This is a genomic window from Microbacterium sp. M4A5_1d (assembly GCF_053345465.1).
This window is the reverse complement of the sequence record NZ_JBKFAD010000001.1, coordinates 446958-461587: the sequence shown is the minus strand read 5'-3', so window position 1 is coordinate 461587 and position 14630 is coordinate 446958. Positions and strand designations below refer to the sequence as shown.

Sequence of the window (14630 nt, the reverse complement as noted above, 5' to 3'; positions counted from 1 at the left end):
CCATGGCAGGTAACCCCCCGAAGCGGAAGGTCTCCCGCTCCAACACGCGTTCGCGTCGCGCGCAGTGGAAGGCCGAGGCTCCCACGCTCGTCAAGACCATCGAGAACGGAAAGGTCGTCTACAGCCGCCCCCACCAGGCGAAGGTCGTCACCGACTCGCAGGGCACCGAGCTGTTCCTCGAGTACAAGGGTCGCAAGGTCGCTGACGTCTGACGACGCGCGGCGTGACTGAGAACACCACCGAGCGCTCCGCGCTCACCGACAAGCTCGGGGTCGACATCGACCCCGAGCTTCTGTCGCTTGCCCTCACCCACCGTTCGTACGCGTACGAGAACGGCGGGACGCCTCACAACGAGCGTCTCGAGTTCCTCGGCGACTCGATCCTGGGCCAAGCCGTGACCGTGCATCTTTTCCGCACGCATCCCGATCTCGACGAGGGTGCGCTGGCCAAGCGTCGCGCGAGCGTCGTGTCGACGATCGCCCTGGCCGAGGTCGCTCGGACGATCGGGCTCGGCGACCACATCAAGCTGGGCCGCGGCGAGACGCAGACCGGCGGGCGCGATAAAGACTCGATCCTCGCCGACGCCATGGAGGCCGTGATCGGAGCGGCCTTTCTCTCGGCCGGTCCCGAGCGGGCGCAGGAACTCGTCCTCCGTCTCGTCGCGCCACTTCTGGCGGACCCCGCGCGTTACGGCGCGGCGATGGACCCGAAGACCTCCCTGCAAGAGCTCGCCGCTCACCTGGGCGTTGCGCCGCCGGTCTACGGCATCGAGGCCTCGGGACCCGACCACCACCGGGTCTTCACCGCGACCGTCACCGTCGGGGACGTGTCACGCGAGGGCGTGGGAAGCAGCAAGAAGCAGGCCGAGATGGCGGCCGCCCTCGCTGTGTGGCACGTGCTGTCTGCCCGTGCCTGAGCTGCCCGAAGTCGAGGTCGTGCGCGCCGGTCTCGAGCCGGCCGTCGTCGGCGCACGGATCGAGGCGTGCACGGTGCTCGACGCTCGCGCGCTCACGCGCCACGTCGGAACGCCGGCGTCGTTCGAGCAGGAGTTGACCGGCCGCTCCCTCACCGCCGCCGCGCGACGCGGCAAGTTCCTCTGGTTTCCCGTAGAGGGCACCCAGCGTGCGGTCATCGCCCACCTCGGAATGAGCGGGCAGATGCTGCTGCGCGAGCCCGGTGCGCCGACCGAACGCCACGAACGCATCCGCTGGGACATCGTGCACCCGGAGCACGGCGAGCTCTCCGTTCTGTTCGTCGACCAGCGGACCTTCGGCTCTCTCGCGGTGGACGACCTCGAACCCACGGTGGACGGCGCACCAGCCGGGCGCGGAACGGATGCGGCACTGATCCCGGGGCAGGTGCGGCACATCGCCCGCGACCCCCTCGACCCGGCGTTCGACGCTCCGCGGTTCCATCGGGAACTCGCCCGGCGGTCGTCCGGCATCAAGCGCGTCCTCCTCGACCAGGGCGTGGTCAGCGGCATCGGCAACATCTACGCCGATGAGGCGCTGTGGGCTGCCCGCGTCCATCCGGAGACCGTTGCATCCCTCCTCTCGCGGCCCGCGCGTGAGCGCCTCCTCGAGGCCGTCGTCGCGGTGATGACGAAGGCTCTCGCCGAAGGCGGCACGAGCTTCGACGCCCAGTACGTCAACGTCAACGGCCAGGCCGGCTACTTCGCGCACTCGCTCGAGGCCTATGGCCGCACCGGAGCGGAGTGCTCGCGGTGCGGCTCGGCCATCGTCCGGGTCGCGTTCACGAATCGCTCATCGCACTACTGCCCGCGCTGCCAGCGTCGTCGCCACTGAGCCGCTTCTTCCAAGCGCCCTCGTATGACAGCGGGCGGAACCCGAGGGCCTCGTTGATGTCGAGCATCGGGCGATTCTCTTCGGCGTTGTAGGTGATGACGCGGGGTGATTCGGGGGCGATGTCGCGCCACGCGACGAGGCCCGCGCACTTCACGAGCATTCCCAGCCGGTGGCCCCGGTGGCTCGCCGACACGAGCGTGTCGTGCTGATGGGTCGCGCCGGTGCGGTCGGAGCCGATCATGAGTTCGTTGAAGGCCGCGAGCTCGCCGGTCTCGATGTGCTGCGCCGCGGTCACGAGCAGTGTCTGGTCCGCTTCGACGTAGCGCGCATCGTGGCGGGCCAGGCGCGCGGCATCCCACTCTTCCTCGTCCACCTCGAGGCCGGCGGCGGGGGCGTCGGTCGACATGCGCGACTTGAGCCAGGCGTACCCTTCGACGAACTCCGGCGGCGTCGGCGCGGTCCATCGCACCACGCGGTAGCCGGCGGCCGCCACCGTGGCTTTCGCCAGGTGATCATCGACGACGGTGGCGGAGTCGGTCAGATCGAGCACGCTCTTCCGATTGATCTGCTCGAGCGTGTAGCCGTGACGCAGCAGGAAGCGCGCGGCATGGTCGCGCGGAATGTCGCCGTACCCCGTCGGTGCGGCCAGCCTGTCGCCCGGCTCATCGGGATGCTCGGCGTACGTCTGCAGAACGTGGCGGCCATGGTCGCGGGCGGTCCGCTCGACGAGCGCGTGGGCCTGCGAACCGATGCCGAGTCCGCGCACCTCGCGCAGGAGTTCGATGAGCCAGTACGCGCTGTCGGATCCGGCTTCGTGGGGGATGTCGAGCCCCACGCGCCCGACGACTCTGCCGTCCCATACCGCGAGCCAGCTGAATCTCGTCTCGTCCGGGCTCGGGCGATAGTGGGGGAGCAGCTCGTCGGGGCGGGCGGTATCGTCATCGCCGCCGGTGATCTCGCGATACACGAGATTGCGCACGCGCACCATCTCGCAGAAATCCGCGGCGTCCGGTGCATCGATCCTCTCGGGGATGCGGAGGGGGCGCAGCTCGAGCCGCGCAGTGATGTCGTTCATGATTCTCTTTCGGCGGCGTGGGGTCTCGTCACCGAGACCCCACGCGGATCAACGGTAGGGAGTGAGCAGGTACGCGCGTTCCCAGTGCCGCTCGCGCGCCTCGCGGGCGGCGAGCTGTTCGCGGCGGTACGCGACCTCGGGCGCAGAGCTGGCGCCGCGGTTCGCGCTCCACACGATGAGGCGCAGTGCGATGCGCAGCGCAAGGCGCTGGGCGAGGGTCGGACGGCCGAGAGCCGTCTGCTCGGAAATGGCGGGCCGCGCAGGCGCGACCTCGGGACGTCGTTGTACGACGGTGTTCATGGTGTCCTCGTTCGAAGAGGGCGGACGTGCGATGGCGACGATGTGCGTCGCAGGTGCAGCCGTCGGCTGCGGCCCGGCGCGAGGTGTCGCGCGGGCGGAGAGGCGGAACGGGGCGAGGGACTCGCGGACTCAGACGTTCAGCGGAGCACCCATGACGGCGGCTCCACCGATCACGCAGGAGAAACGGTCGCGGTGCTCGGAACGAACAGCAACAGCGTTAAACGCGGTGACAGAAATCAACATCGGGGAACCTCCTTTCGTCAGGGATGCGGGAAGTGACGCTAGCGGTCCGCCCGGTGCGGCGTCAAGTCCGGCTCGTCATCCTCCGGTAGCGTGTGGGCATCCACCGAGCGCCGGGAGGGCCCGACATGCACCTGAAGAGCGTCACGCTCAAGGGCTTCAAGTCGTTCGCCCAACCGACCACTTTCGTGCTCGAGCCGGGCGTCACCTGCATCGTCGGGCCCAACGGCTCGGGCAAGTCGAACGTCGTCGACGCGCTCGCCTGGGTCATGGGCGAGCAGGGAGCCAAGACCCTCCGCGGCGGGAAGATGGAAGACGTCATCTTCGCCGGCACTGCGACGCGCGGTCCGCTCGGTCGCGCCGAGGTCCAGCTGACGATCGACAACCACGACGGCGTGCTTCCGATCGAGTACGCCGAGGTGACGATCAGCCGCACGCTGTTCCGCAACGGATCGAGCGAGTACGCGATCAACGGCGAGACGTGCCGACTGCTCGACGTGCAGGAGCTCCTGAGCGACTCCGGTCTCGGTCGCGAAATGCACGTGATCGTCGGGCAGGGCCGGCTCGACACCGTGCTGCAGGCGAGCGCGGAGGACCGGCGCGGTTTCATCGAGGAAGCGGCGGGCATTCTGAAGCACCGCCGCCGCAAAGAGAAGACGGTTCGCAAGCTCGAGGCGATGGAGGCCAATCTCACGCGGTTGAGCGACCTGGCGGGCGAACTGCGGCGGCAGCTGAAGCCCCTCGGCAAGCAGGCCGAGATCGCACGTGAAGCCGCGACGATCGCCGCCGTCGTCCGCGACGCGAAGGCGAGGCTGTACGCCGACGACCTCGTCGCGCTGCGCTCCCAGCTCGCCGACCATGCACGCGACGAGCACGAGCGGCACGCCGAACGCCTCGTGCTGCAGGACCGGCTCGACGGCGTCAAACGACGCATCGACGAGCTCGAGGCCGAGCAGCGATCCGAGGCCGTCGACAGGGCACGCGCCACCGCGTTCGCGCTCGAGCAGGTCCAGGAGCGGGTGCGCGGACTGCACACGCTCGCGGCGCAGCGCCGCGCTCTTCTCGAGGACGACGGCCAGCTCTCGATCGAGGTCGCCACGGTAGGACAGGGGGCGATCGACGAGGCCCGCCAGGAGGTCGACGAGATCGCCTCGGGCGTCGGCGACGCGCAGGATGCCGCCGCCGCGGCATCCCGGGATGTGATTCGAGCGCGTGCCGAGTTGGATGCTCTCGACTCCGACATCGCCGCGCAGAGCGCTCTCGTCTCCGAGCACGACATGCGGCTGACCAAGCTCCGCGGCCGAGCAGACGCCGCCGCGTCGCGCTTGGAAGCTCTGCGCGCGACGGTCGAACGGCAGCAGCGGGGGCTGGACGCCGCACGGACGCGGCGCGCGGAGGCTGAGGCGGCCCTCGAGCAGGTCCAGTCCGAAGCGGCTCCCGAGGCGAGCTCCGCCGAGCACACGGCTGCGTACGAGCGCGCTCAGCGCGAGGCGACGGAGGCGGAGACGACGCTCGCGGGCATCCGTGAGCGGCTGCACGCGGCCGAGCGCGAGGTCGAGTCGCTGACGGCGCAGACGGCTGCGCTCGGGCGGGCGCTCGAGGTCCGCAACGCGGCCGCCGATCTGCTGTCGCGCGGCGACGATGGGCTGCGGTCACTCGTCGCCGACGCCCTGAAGGTGGAACCGGGATACGAAGCGCCTGTCGCTGCGGCGCTGGGGGCGCTGGCCGAGGGCGTGCTCGCCGCCGATGTGCCCGCAGCGCTGCGGGCGGCAGCCACCGCTGCCGAGGACGACCTCGGTGTCGTCGACATCGTCCTCGCGCATGCCGACCGGGGAGAGGCTGTCAACGCCGTGCCGGGCGCTGTGCGTGCGATCGACGTCGTCAGCGGGCCCGACGGCGTCGTCGGCCAGCTCGAGCACGTGCTCGTCGCTGATGACCTCGAGACAGCAGTCCGTATCCGCGATGCATGGTCGGCGAGCGAACGCGGACGCGCCGTCGTCGTGACCAAGCAGGGCGAGCTGGTCTCGTGGCGCACGGTCCGAGCCGGATCCGGCGAGGGCCGGTCACGTCTCGAACTCGCCGCGGAGCGAGACGCGGCGGCTGACCGGCTGAGCGAGATGACCGTCGTCGCCGACGCGCTCCGGGAGTCGCTGACCGATGCACAGGCAGCCTGGACCGAGGCTCGCGCCCGGACGAGGACAGCGCTCGAGACGCTGCGTGCCCACGATGCGGCGCTTGCGGCCGACGCGGAAAAGCTCAACCGAGCCACAGTGCGGTACGAAGCGGCCATCGCAGAATGCGACCGGCTCGAGGCAGGCATCGCGCCGGCCGTCTCGGCCGCGACCGAGGCCGAGTCAGCGGCCCGCGATGCCGAGGAAGCGCTCGCGGCGGCGGCTGCGGCGCCGCGCCCGATCCTCGACGCATCGGCGCGTGACGGTCTCCTCGAAGCCCTCGAACAGGCTCGTGAACGCGAGATGCGCGCACGCCTCGACGTCGAGACCCTGCGAGAGCGTGTGCGAGCCGGCGAGGCCCGCGTGGTTCAGCTCGAACGCCAGCGCGAGCGAGAGCGCGCCGCCGCCGCCGAGGCCGCCCGACGCGCCGTCATCCGGCGGCAGCAGCGTGCGATCGCGGATGCCGTCGCCGCACAACTGCCGCCGCTGCTCGAATCGATCGACAGGTCCGTCGCCGCCGCCCGCGTGGAACTGGGGAGGGCTGAGCAGGCGCGGAGCGAGATCACGAGCGAGCTCGCCGAGCTGCGCCGCCAGGATCAGTCGGCGCGCAGCCGGCTCTCGGCCCTCACCGAGTCGGTGCACGGACTCGAGATGCAGATGCACGAGAAGAAGCTGCACGTGACGAGTCTGCTCGAACGCGTCGGGTCGGAACTGGGCTTCGACGAGGACATTCTCGTTTCGGAATATGGGCCGGACCACCCCGCCCTCGACGATTCCGGCGAGCCGGTGCCCTTCGATCGCGCCGCTCAGCGCCGTCGCCTCGCGGAGGCGGAGCGGAAGCTCGCGCAGCTCGGGCGCGTGAACCCTCTGGCGCTGGAAGAGTACGCCGCGCTCGAGCAGCGGCACGCGTTCCTCACGGAACAGCTCGCGGATTTGACGCAGACCCGCTCGGACCTGCTGACGATCATCGGCGAGCTGGACGAGCGGATGCAGACGATCTTCCTGTCCGCCTTCGAGGACACGAAGGTCGCATTCGGCGAGGTATTCCCGATCCTGTTCCCCGGGGGCACCGGCAGCATCTCGCTGACCGATCCCGACAACCCGCTCACGACCGGCATCGAGGTCGCGGTGCGACCTGTGGGCAAGAAGATCGAGAGGTTGTCGCTCCTCTCGGGCGGCGAGCGTTCCCTCGCCGCTGTCGCTCTTCTGACGGCCATCTTCAAGGCGCGGCCGAGCCCGTTCTACATCCTCGACGAGGTGGAGGCAGCGCTCGACGACGCGAATCTCGGACGCCTGCTCGGCGTGTTCGAACAGCTCCGCGAATCGAGCCAGCTCATCGTCATCACGCACCAGAAGCGCACGATGGAGATCGCGGACGCGCTCTACGGCGTCTCGATGCGCCAGGACGGAGTGTCGGCGGTCGTCGGTCAGCGCGTTCGGGAGCGCGCGGGCGCCGTAGGCTGAGGGTATGGCCGACAATCCCTGGTCGCTCTCGCGCGCGCTGCGCGGGCTCTTCGTCAAGCCGACCATCGACGAGAACACGTGGGACGATCTCGAGACGGCGCTGCTGACCGCCGACTTCGGGCCCGACATCACGGAGCGTCTCGTCGATGACCTGCGCGACAAGGTGGAGCGGTACCGCACGACCGACCCCCGCGACCTCCAGCGCATGCTCAAGGAGACCCTGGAGGAGCGGTTCGCCGCGTTCGACTCGACCCTGCGTCTGACGGAGCGTCCCGCCGTCGTCCTGGTCGTCGGGGTGAACGGCGTGGGGAAGACCACGACGATCGGCAAGTTCGCGAAGTTCCTCCAGCGTTACGGTCGGTCGGTCGTCGTCGGAGCCGCCGACACCTTCCGTGCGGCCGCGGTCGACCAGCTCGCGACGTGGGCCGAGCGCGGAGGCGCGCAGATCGTCCGTCCGCAACAGGAAGGCCAGGACCCGGCCTCGGTTGCGTTCCAGACGATCGACTACGCCAAGCGGACAGGCACGGAGATCGTGCTCGTCGACACAGCCGGCCGCCTGCACACCAAGGGCGGGCTGATGGACGAGCTCACCAAGATCCGGCGCGTCATAGAGAAGCAGGCGCCGATCAGCGAGGTGCTGCTCGTTCTCGACGCGACGACCGGGCAGAACGGCGTGATGCAGGCCGAGGCGTTCCTCGAGCACGCGGGAGTGACCGGCCTGGTCCTGACGAAGCTCGACGGCTCCGCACGTGGCGGATTCGTCCTCGCCGTGCAGGAGCGCACCGGCATCCCCGTGAAACTTCTCGGCCAGGGCGAGGGAATCAACGACCTCACGGGCTTCACCCCGCACGTCTTCGCGTCGGCGCTCGTCGACTGAGTCGCGCGCCGCGCCGCATCACCACTTCCCCCGCACCCTCACGGCTGGTTTCATAAACACATGGCGATCGAGCACGACTACTTCGGACTCCTCGAGTCGGGGCCGGACGGATCGATCTTCTGGTCGGATCACGTCGAGATCGGCGATCAGACGGTCACCGTCGATCTGACGGCTCCGGATCAGGACGACGTCTCGGCTGCCGCGCTGGATGTCGCCGCCGCCATGATCTCGGCGATCGAATCGATCGATCTCTCCGCTCGCAACGCGATGGTCTCCGAGCTGAACGACCGCACCAGCGAGGTGACGGAGTTCATCCTCCAGCAGCAGGAGGAGCTCGGAGAGGACATCGAGTCGTACCTCGTGGACATCTCGGGCGACGTCCACATGGACGTCATCCGGTCGCTGCAGCTGATCAGCATGACGATCCTGGCCGATGAGCACGGGGGATCGGACCCATTCGCGGTGCTCGAGTACGCGCTCGACCCCGATTCCACCGAAGAGGTGCTCCTGGTGAATCTCACGAGCGACGGCAGCATCCAGTCGGTCACCAGCGCCGACTGACGTGCAGACCTTTCTGCCGTATCCCTCGTTCGCCCAGTCGGCGGCGGCCCTCGACACGGCGCGGCTCGGCAAGCAGCGCGTGGAGACGCTGCAGCTGCTCCGGGCCAACACGGTCCCGGGATACGGATGGCGGAACCATCCGGCCGCCAAGATGTGGCGCGGCTATCTGCCCGCTCTCACGGCGTACGGCCTCGCGATGACGGACGCGTGGATCGCCGCCGGTCGCCCGGACACGGTCCGGCCGCAGCTGTTGCAGTTCGCGCCCGATGTCGACGGGATGCCCGAGAGCGAACTCGAGATGCCGCCGTGGCTGGGCGATGAGGCGTTCCACCTGTCTCACCGCTCGAACCTCGTGCGCAAGGATGCCGCGTTCTACCGGCCGCGCTTCGGTGACGTTCCCGACGACCTGCCGTATGTCTGGCCGCCGGACCCGACCGCGTCCTGAGACCTCGCGGCCGGGCCGGCACGCCGTCAGACGGCCTGCGCGAATCCGGACTGGGCCGAGTCGGCGAGGTGCGCGAGATGGGGCGGGATCTCCCGGCCCTTGGCAGTCATGGACTGCGCCCACAGGCGCCCGGCCCGATAGGACGACCGCACGAGCGGTCCGGCGAGCACGCCGAGGAAGCCGATGCGTTCCGCTTCCTCACGGAAGCCGACGAACTCCTCCGGCTTGACCCAGCGGTCGACCGGCAGGTGACGAGGCGTGGGACGGAGGTACTGCGTGATCGTGATGATGTCGGTGCCCGCGTCGTGGAGGTCCTGGAGGGCCTGGACGACCTCCTCGGGCGTCTCGCCCATCCCGAGGATGAGGTTCGACTTGGTGATGAGTCCGGCGTCACGGGCGCGCGTGATCACGCCCAGGGAGCGCTCGTAACGGAAGGCTGGCCGGATCCGCTTGAAGATGCGGGGGACCGTCTCGACGTTGTGTGCGAAGACCTCGGGTCGTGACGCGAACACCTCGTCGAGCTGCGCCGCGTCGCCGTTGAAGTCCGTCGCGAGGATCTCCACGCCCGTGCCCGGGTTCTCCGCGTGGATCCGTCGCACCGTCTCCGCGTGGAGCCAGGCTCCGCCATCGGCGAGGTCGTCGCGCGCCACCCCGGTGACCGTCGCGTAGCGCAGCTGCATCCGGCTGACGCTCTCGGCGACGCGGCGCGGCTCGTCGGTGTCGTATTCGGCCGGCTTGCCCGTGTCGATCTGGCAGAAGTCGCACCGACGTGTGCACTGCGAGCCGCCGATGAGGAAGGTCGCCTCCCGGTCCTCCCAGCATTCGTAGATGTTCGGGCATCCCGCTTCCTGGCAGACCGTGTGGAGTCCCTCTTCTTTGACCAGGTCATGCAGAGCGCGATACTCCTCGCCCATCCGCGCCTTCGTCTTGATCCACTCCGGCTTGCGTTCGATCGGCGTCTGCGCGTTGCGCACTTCCAGTCGCAGGAGCTTGCGCCCGTCCGGACCACCCGCGGCGGGAGCGGCGGGCACGGCGCAGCCGCCGCTCATGCTGCGGCCGCCGTCTCGAACTCGGCGCGGAACCGACACGCGACGGTGTCCACCACATCCGCGGGGGAGACGCTTCTGCCCAGCACTGTCGAGAGGGAAGCGACGCCGGCATCGGCGATGCCGCACGGGATGATCTGCTGGAACGGTGCGAGGTCGTTGTCGCAATTGAGGGCGAAGCCGTGCATCGTCACGCCGCGCTGAACCCGCACACCGATGGCCGCGATCTTCGCGTCTCGGCCGTCCTGACTCACCCAGACGCCGCTTCGGCCCGTCACTTGACGGGCCGCGACGCCCAGGTCGGCGACGACGTCGATGAGCATCCGCTCGAGCCGCCGCACGTGCGAGACCACGTCCACCGGCTCCGGCAGACGCAGAATCGGATACCCCACCAGCTGGCCCGGTCCGTGCCAGGTGATCTTGCCACCGCGGTCGACGTCGACGACGGCGGTGCCGTCTGTCGGTCGCTCGCCGGGCTCGGTACGTGCGCCCGCGGTGAACACCGGCTCGTGCTCGAGCAGGAGCAGCGTGTCGGGACCACCGGCCACGACGGCATCGTGGACGCGGCGCTGCAGCTCCCAGCCTTCTGCGTAGGGGACGACGGCGGGGGCGAGCCCCACGACGCGGACATCGAGCACGGTTCCTCCTCGAATACTGGACCGCGTCCAACAATACGACACGCCTAGGCTGTCCTGGTGACGTCTTCCAGCCGCGCCGGCCGGCCTCGCGTATCGTCCCGCGAGACCCTCGCGGAGGCCGCCTGCGAGCTCTTCCTCGAGCGCGGTTATGAGGCGACGACGGTCGCCGACATCACCCGACGCGCCGGTGTCAGCCGTTCGAGCTTCTTCAACTACTTCTCGTCGAAGTCGGCCGTCCTGTGGGCCGGACTCGACGAGCGGATCAGCGTGCTCGAGCTCGGTCTGCGGCGCGCCGGCGGCGTCGACGACGTCGCGTCCGCGGTGGCGGAGCTCGCCCGCGGCTTCGCCCCCGATGCGTTGGCGCTCGCGATCGTGAACGATGTCGCGATGGGGCTGTCCGACGAGCTCGCGCGAGATGCCGCACTGCGGGCCGCTCGCATCGCTAGAGCCGTCGCCGCGGCCCTGCACGGGTCGGGGACGGAACGGCTCGAAGCCGACATCCTCGGTGCCGCCTGGGGCGGTGCTGTGCTCGGAGCCGTCCGCTCCTGGGCGCGCGGGGGAGCGGGTCGGACGGATCTGGCGCACGAGATGGTCCGAGCGATCGCGATCGTCCGGGGGCACTGACCGGGTCGGCTGCTCGCATAGAATCGAGGGATCATGGCAACTTTCGGCACGCTCTCCGACCGTCTTACCGAGACCTTCCGGAATCTCCGCACCAAGGGAAAGCTCTCGGCGGCTGACGTCGACCAGACCGTCCGTGAGATCCGCCGCGCGCTTCTCGACGCCGACGTCGCCCTCGCGGTGGTCAAGGAGTTCACCGCCAAGGTGCGTGAGCGCGCGCTCGGCGATGAGGTGAACCGTGCGCTGAACCCTGCGCAGCAGGTGGTTCAGATCGTCAACGAGGAGCTCGTGGGCATCCTCGGCGGCGAGCAGCGGCGACTGCAGTTCGCGAAGAACCCGCCCACCGTCATCATGCTCGCGGGCCTCCAGGGCTCGGGTAAGACCACGTTCGCCGGCAAGCTCGCGAAGCAGCTCGAGAAGGACGGCCACACCCCCCTTCTGGTCGCGTGCGACCTCCAGCGGCCGAACGCCGTGAACCAGCTCCAGGTCGTGGCCGAGCGTGCCGGCGCCGCCATCTACGCGCCCGAGCCCGGCAACGGAGTCGGCGACCCCGTGCGAGTCGCGCGTGACGGTGTCGAGCACGCACGCCGCCAGCAGCACGATGTCGTCATCATCGACACCGCGGGACGCCTCGGCGTCGATGCGGAGCTCATGAAGCAGGCCGCCTCGATCCGCAAGGCCACCGATCCCGACGAGGTGCTCTTCGTCATCGATGCGATGATCGGTCAGGACGCGGTAAACACCGCGAAGGCGTTCCAGGAAGGCGTCGACTTCACCGGTGTCGTCCTCTCCAAGCTCGACGGCGACGCACGCGGTGGTGCTGCGCTCTCGGTCGCCTCGGTCACCCAGCGGCCGATCATCTTCGCGTCCACGGGTGAGGGCCTCGACGACCTCGAGCCCTTCCACCCGGACCGCATGGCCAGCCGCATCCTCGACCTCGGCGACATCCTCACCCTGATCGAGCAGGCACAGCAGGCGTTCGACGAGCAGGAGGCCCTCGCGGTCGCCGAGAAGCTCGCGAAGGAGCAGTTCACGCTCGAGGACTTCCTCGACCAGCTTCAGCAGATGAAGAAGATGGGGTCGATGAAGAAGATGCTCGGCATGCTGCCGGGTATGGGGCAGATGAAGCAGCAGCTCGAGCAGTTCGACGAGCGCGAGATCGACCGCACCGAGGCGATCATCCGGTCGATGACGCCGGCCGAGCGTCGCAACCCGAAGGTCCTCAACGGCTCGCGCCGCCTGCGCATCGCCCGCGGTTCGGGGATGACGGTGACCGATGTCAACCAGCTCGTGCAGCGCTTCGAGCAGGCGGCGAAGATGATGAAGACGGTCGCTCGCGGTGGCGTTCCCAACATCCCCGGCATGGGGCCGATGGGCGGCAAGCCCGGCGCCTCGAGCAAGCGCGGCAAGCAGGCCAAGAACAAGGGCGGTTCGCGTTCGGGCAACCCGGCGAAGCGGGCCGCAGAGAACGCCGGCCTCGCGACCGCGACGGCGCCGACCGGTTCGGGCTTCGGTCTCGGAGCCGGCGGTCAGGCTCAGCCGAGCGAGGCCGACCTCGCCGAGATCCAGAAGCTCTTCGGCAAGGGCTGAGTCAGCCGCCCTGAATCAGCGGCCGACGTCCGGCTGCGCCAGGTGCTGGCGCAGCGTGGGGCCGTCGCGGAACTCGCGGATCAGGTGCTGGACGACCTCGCGCAGGTCCCCGTCGGCCGCATCCGCGACGCGTGTCTGCCGGAGGTAGCTCGCCCCTTGATCGAGGATCGTGTTCAGCCCGCGGAACTCGCGTGCGCAGTGCAGCTCCTCGGCGATCGGCTCGAGCTCGGCCATCGTGTCGCGGAGGTGATCGGCGACGTGTCGCTGCGTGCCATCGGCGTCGACGATCAGACGCGCGTCCAGCCCGTACCGGGCGGCGCGCCACTTGTTCTCCCGCACGAACCACGGGGGGATCGTCGGGAGCTCGCGCCCCTCGTCGAGCTGTCGCGAGAGGTGCTCGGTGAGCACCTGGACGAGGGATGCCACGGCCGCGAGCTCGGGAAGCGTCGACATCCCGTCGCAGGCGCGGATCTCGATCGTTCCCCACTTCGGCGCGGGGCGGATGTCCCAACGCACCTCCGACGCGTCCTCCATGACGCCCGTGCGGACCATGCCGTCGAGGTAGTTCTCGAAGTCGCTCCACTGCGTGAAACTCCAGGGCAGGCCGGCGGTGGGCAGCTGCTGGAAGACGAGGGCGCGATTGGATGCGTACCCGGTGCGGTCGCCGGCCCAGAACGGGCTCGACGCCGACAGGGCTTGCAGGTGGGGGAGGTAGAGCGACAGCGCGTTGATGAGCGGGAACACCTTGTTCACGTCCTCGACACCCACATGGATGTGGATGCCCCAGATCATCATGTTCCGGCCCCACCACTGGGTGCGTTCGATGAGCTTGTGATAGCGGGTCTTGTCGGTGATCTGCTGCTCGTACCACCGGGCGAAGGGGTGGCTGCCGGCGCAGAGCATCTCAAGACCGCGCGGTGCCGCGAACTCGCGCACCCGCTGGATCGCGTCGTCGATGTCGTCGACCGCCGCGGCGACGGTGTCGCCGACACCGCTGGTCACCTCGATGGTGTTCGTCAGCAGCTCGCCCGTGATCGTGTAGCGCTCGAGCGCGGAGGATTCCTCGACTTCGGCGAGCACCTCCGGCGCTCGGGGCGCCAGATCCCCGGTGTCGCGGTCGGCGAGCATCAACTCCCACTCGAGCCCCACGGAGGAACGGGCAGACGTGGCGAAGGGGACCGTCATGCGCTCAGTCTGACACGCGGTGCGGTGCGGTTCGCGACGACCGTCATCATCTGGCAAAATAGACGGTTGGACCGCTCGCTCGACCCTCTATCCGGCGGGAAGGTCCACCCTCAGAGCTCCCGCCGGGTGTGCACCCCACGCTCCAGGCGACGTTCACTTCACATCACACCACTCAGGAGAATTGTGGCTGTCAAGATCCGTCTCAAGCGCCTCGGCAAGATCCGCGCGCCCTACTACCGCATCGTCGTCGCCGACTCGCGCACCAAGCGCGACGGCCGCGTGATCGAGGAGATCGGTCAGTACCACCCGACCGAGGAGCCCTCGATCATCAAGGTCGACTCCGACCGCGCCCAGTACTGGCTGTCCGTCGGCGCTCAGCCGACCGAGCAGGTCACCGCTCTGCTCAAGCTCACGGGCGACTGGGGCAAGTTCAAGGGCGACAGGAACGCCGTCTCGACCGTTCGCACGGCCGAGGCCAAGGGCGAGTTCGTCGCTGACGCGTCGAAGAAGTCGGTCATCAAGCCGCAGGCCGCCAAGAAGGCCGAGGAGCCCGCCGCTGAGGCTCCCGCCGACGAGGCTCCCGCCGCCGACGCGACCGACGCGGAGTAATCC

The 14630-nt window shown here is 69.2% G+C and carries 15 protein-coding genes; 10 read left to right on the top strand and 5 right to left on the bottom strand.

Annotated features, from left to right (window positions below; translation table 11 throughout):
* Positions 1 to 2 precede the first annotated feature (2 nt).
* Genes rpmF through mutM form a run of 3 tightly spaced genes read left to right on the top strand, consistent with a single transcriptional unit; the run spans position 3 to position 1805 of the window.
* Positions 3 to 212, top strand: a complete 210-nt coding sequence (gene rpmF / locus ACLBWJ_RS02170; protein ID WP_019179169.1) for a 50S ribosomal protein L32 — start codon at positions 3 to 5, stop codon at positions 210 to 212.
* Between the two features lie 11 nt (positions 213 to 223).
* On the top strand, positions 224 to 916 hold the full coding sequence (gene rnc / locus ACLBWJ_RS02165; protein WP_112614464.1) for a ribonuclease III: 693 nt from the start codon (positions 224 to 226) through the stop codon (positions 914 to 916).
* Positions 909 to 1805: a bifunctional DNA-formamidopyrimidine glycosylase/DNA-(apurinic or apyrimidinic site) lyase gene (gene mutM / locus ACLBWJ_RS02160; RefSeq protein ID WP_274177800.1), complete on the top strand. Its 897-nt coding sequence runs from the start codon at positions 909 to 911 to the stop codon at positions 1803 to 1805. Before rnc ends, mutM begins: the two co-directional genes overlap by 8 nt.
* Here the strand turns inward: mutM and ACLBWJ_RS02155 are convergent.
* Positions 1753 to 2880 (bottom strand): GNAT family N-acetyltransferase, encoded by a 1128-nt coding sequence (locus ACLBWJ_RS02155; RefSeq protein ID WP_274177801.1) that lies wholly within the window; start codon positions 2878 to 2880, stop codon positions 1753 to 1755. The two genes, mutM and ACLBWJ_RS02155, sit on opposite strands and share 53 nt — an antisense overlap.
* Before the next feature lie 48 nt (positions 2881 to 2928).
* Positions 2929 to 3180 (bottom strand): hypothetical protein, encoded by a 252-nt coding sequence (locus ACLBWJ_RS02150; protein WP_112614470.1) that lies wholly within the window; start codon positions 3178 to 3180, stop codon positions 2929 to 2931.
* Positions 3181 to 3548: 368 nt separating this feature from the next.
* Here ACLBWJ_RS02150 and smc point away from each other — a divergent pair, with 368 nt between their 5' ends.
* Genes smc through ACLBWJ_RS02130 form a run of 4 tightly spaced genes read left to right on the top strand, consistent with a single transcriptional unit; the run spans position 3549 to position 8938 of the window.
* Positions 3549 to 7055 (top strand): chromosome segregation protein SMC, encoded by a 3507-nt coding sequence (gene smc, locus ACLBWJ_RS02145; protein WP_323987617.1) that lies wholly within the window; start codon positions 3549 to 3551, stop codon positions 7053 to 7055.
* A 4-nt stretch (positions 7056 to 7059) separates the two neighbouring features.
* Positions 7060 to 7932 (top strand): signal recognition particle-docking protein FtsY, encoded by an 873-nt coding sequence (ftsY, locus tag ACLBWJ_RS02140; RefSeq protein WP_103840597.1) that lies wholly within the window; start codon positions 7060 to 7062, stop codon positions 7930 to 7932.
* 60 nt (positions 7933 to 7992) lie between these two features.
* Positions 7993 to 8493, top strand: coding sequence for a DUF2004 domain-containing protein (locus tag ACLBWJ_RS02135; RefSeq protein ID WP_023950989.1), 501 nt, complete (start codon positions 7993 to 7995; stop codon positions 8491 to 8493).
* 1 nt (position 8494) lies between these two features.
* Positions 8495 to 8938 (top strand): MSMEG_6728 family protein, encoded by a 444-nt coding sequence (locus ACLBWJ_RS02130; RefSeq protein ID WP_112614476.1) that lies wholly within the window; start codon positions 8495 to 8497, stop codon positions 8936 to 8938.
* A 26-nt stretch (positions 8939 to 8964) separates the two neighbouring features.
* On the opposite strand, the gene lipA is transcribed toward ACLBWJ_RS02130, so the two are convergent.
* The gene (gene lipA / locus ACLBWJ_RS02125) at positions 8965 to 9987 is read right to left on the bottom strand and encodes a lipoyl synthase (RefSeq protein ID WP_407667133.1); all 1023 of its coding nucleotides are present in this window, start codon (positions 9985 to 9987) and stop codon (positions 8965 to 8967) included.
* The gene (gene lipB, locus ACLBWJ_RS02120; protein WP_274177804.1) at positions 9984 to 10622 is read right to left on the bottom strand and encodes a lipoyl(octanoyl) transferase LipB; all 639 of its coding nucleotides are present in this window, start codon (positions 10620 to 10622) and stop codon (positions 9984 to 9986) included. The genes lipA and lipB overlap by 4 nt, the downstream gene beginning before the upstream one ends.
* Positions 10623 to 10679: 57 nt before the next feature.
* Between lipB and ACLBWJ_RS02115 the strand changes: the two genes are divergently transcribed.
* A complete protein-coding gene (locus ACLBWJ_RS02115) occupies positions 10680 to 11246 on the top strand; it encodes a TetR/AcrR family transcriptional regulator (RefSeq protein WP_282502517.1) in 567 nt (188 codons plus the stop codon).
* A gap of 33 nt (positions 11247 to 11279) precedes the next feature.
* The gene (gene ffh, locus ACLBWJ_RS02110) at positions 11280 to 12833 is read left to right on the top strand and encodes a signal recognition particle protein (protein WP_094261654.1); all 1554 of its coding nucleotides are present in this window, start codon (positions 11280 to 11282) and stop codon (positions 12831 to 12833) included.
* Between the two features lie 15 nt (positions 12834 to 12848).
* Here ffh and ACLBWJ_RS02105 read toward each other — a convergent pair whose 3' ends face one another.
* A complete protein-coding gene (locus ACLBWJ_RS02105) occupies positions 12849 to 14018 on the bottom strand; it encodes a glutamate--cysteine ligase (RefSeq protein WP_112614484.1) in 1170 nt (389 codons plus the stop codon).
* A 183-nt stretch (positions 14019 to 14201) separates the two neighbouring features.
* Between ACLBWJ_RS02105 and rpsP the strand changes: the two genes are divergently transcribed.
* Entirely contained in the window at positions 14202 to 14627 is a 426-nt protein-coding gene (gene rpsP, locus ACLBWJ_RS02100) for a 30S ribosomal protein S16 (protein ID WP_323987618.1), read from the top strand.
* Positions 14628 to 14630 lie beyond the last annotated feature (3 nt).

Coding starts and splice junctions, on each gene's coding strand:
- smc (WP_323987617.1), top strand. CDS start 3,549: ATGCACCTGAAGAGCGTCACGCTCAAGGGCTTCAAGTCGTTCGCCCAA.
- ACLBWJ_RS02150 (WP_112614470.1), bottom strand. CDS start 3,180: ATGAACACCGTCGTACAACGACGTCCCGAGGTCGCGCCTGCGCGGCCC.
- ftsY (WP_103840597.1), top strand. CDS start 7,060: ATGGCCGACAATCCCTGGTCGCTCTCGCGCGCGCTGCGCGGGCTCTTC.
- ACLBWJ_RS02155 (WP_274177801.1), bottom strand. CDS start 2,880: ATGAACGACATCACTGCGCGGCTCGAGCTGCGCCCCCTCCGCATCCCC.
- ACLBWJ_RS02105 (WP_112614484.1), bottom strand. CDS start 14,018: ATGACGGTCCCCTTCGCCACGTCTGCCCGTTCCTCCGTGGGGCTCGAG.
- ffh (WP_094261654.1), top strand. CDS start 11,280: ATGGCAACTTTCGGCACGCTCTCCGACCGTCTTACCGAGACCTTCCGG.
- ACLBWJ_RS02135 (WP_023950989.1), top strand. CDS start 7,993: ATGGCGATCGAGCACGACTACTTCGGACTCCTCGAGTCGGGGCCGGAC.
- lipA (WP_407667133.1), bottom strand. CDS start 9,987: ATGAGCGGCGGCTGCGCCGTGCCCGCCGCTCCCGCCGCGGGTGGTCCG.
- rpmF (WP_019179169.1), top strand. CDS start 3: ATGGCAGGTAACCCCCCGAAGCGGAAGGTCTCCCGCTCCAACACGCGT.